This window comes from Roseomonas sp. TAS13 (assembly GCF_001950415.1).
Classification (GTDB): Bacteria; Pseudomonadota; Alphaproteobacteria; order Acetobacterales; family Acetobacteraceae; genus Roseomonas; species Roseomonas mucosa.
In genome coordinates, this window is sequence record NZ_BDLP01000707.1 from 1 (window position 1) to 989 (window position 989).

Annotated in this window: 2 pseudogenes; both read left to right on the top strand. The window is 76.3% G+C overall.

Annotated features, from left to right (window positions below):
• Window positions 1–734, top strand: a pseudogene (locus ROTAS13_RS25000) (hypothetical protein); the annotation flags it as partial.
• Window positions 727–989: pseudogene (locus ROTAS13_RS25005) on the top strand (hypothetical protein); the annotation flags it as partial. The pseudogenes ROTAS13_RS25000 and ROTAS13_RS25005, both read left to right, overlap by 8 nt.

Genomic DNA, 989 nt, shown 5'->3' on the forward strand with positions numbered 1-989 from the left:
GGGGGGAGGGGAGGGGTCGCGCCGTCCCCCGCCCGGAGCCCGACCCGCCCGAGCGGCCCTGGCAGCCGACCCCGGTCCCGGTGGACTGGCTGTGGAACACCCTGACCGTCAGCGGACCCACGGAGGCGGTCGCGCCGTTCCAGGCGGCCGCGGCCGGTCCGGGCGTGATCCCGTGGACGCTCGACCTCGACGCCCTCGAGGAGGAGTTCCTACTGCCGATGGCCGGGCCGCCGGACGGGGTGCGGGCGATCAGCCTCGCCGGGGCCAAGCTGCTGGCGCGGCGCCTCCGCGAAGCGGTGGCCCTGAACCACCAGCGGGCGCTGGCCCGGATGGCGACCGACCGCTCCTGCCCCTTCGACCTGCACCGGCTGCTGCCGATCCCCGCCGCCATCCTCGCCCTCGGGCCGGAGGAGGGCGCCAGTCGCGACTGGCTGCGGGCGCACTGGGGAACGACCCGTCCGCTCCGCCATGCCGCCGTGCTGCCGAGCACGCTGGACGGGCGGAAGAAGAAGATGGGCCAGTGGCGGGTCGGCTTCTGGTCGGCGGACTGGTCGCCCTGGCAGGCCGTGGCCCGGCTCCGCCGGGCCTCACCCGATCTCGCCTTCGGCCTGCAGCCGCACTATGCGCCGGGCGCGGACGCGGGACGCGCCGTGAGTCGGGGCGCCGGGGCGGACCGCGAGGGGCCAGGTCGGACGGCCAAGCCGGCCCGGCCTGGGCGGAGCGCCCGTGTCTGAAGCCGCCACCCTCGAGATCGAGGGCTGGGAGGGGGAGGGGAGGGGCGGCCGCCCCCTCGCAAGCGAGGCCGCCCCGCATCTGAGCGTGGAGGGCTTCGAAGGACCGCTCGACTTCCTGCTCGAGATGGTGCGGCGGCAACGGGTCGACCTCGGCCGGCTCTCGATCCTCACCCTGACCGACCAGCTGGTCGCGGCGATTGAGGCCAGCGGGGGAGGGATCCGGCTGGAGCGGCGGGCGGACTGGCTGGTGATGGC